The sequence below is a fragment of the Psychrobacter sp. GW64-MNA-CIBAN-0177 genome, from assembly GCF_040309585.1.
Classification (GTDB): Bacteria; Pseudomonadota; Gammaproteobacteria; order Pseudomonadales; family Moraxellaceae; genus Psychrobacter; species Psychrobacter okhotskensis.
The window spans coordinates 1-291 of record NZ_JBEOOY010000124.1 but is presented as its reverse complement, the minus strand read 5'-3'; the positions used below and the strand labels follow the sequence as shown (position 1 = coordinate 291).

Here is a 291-nt window from a genome sequence, read left to right as displayed (position 1 = left end):
CTACTGGTTACCGGTAGATCAATATATTGGTGGTATCGAACATGCTTGCATGCATTTATTGTATTTCCGCTTCTTCCATAAGTTGCTACGTGATGCTGGCTTAGTCAACAGTGATGAGCCCGCAAAACAATTACTGACTCAAGGCATGGTTTTAGCCGATGCTTACTACTACAACAACGAAAAAGGTGCCCGAGTGTGGGTATCACCTTTAGAAGTGACTGTGGTAGAAAAAGACGACAAAGGCCGCATTATCAAAGCTGTCGACAATCAAGGTCATGAACTGGTTTATAC

The 291-nt window shown here is 43.0% G+C and carries 1 pseudogene; it reads left to right on the top strand.

Annotated elements, in window-relative coordinates:
• Window positions 1–291 (top strand): annotated as a pseudogene (locus tag AAEY79_RS14445) (leucine--tRNA ligase); the annotation flags it as partial.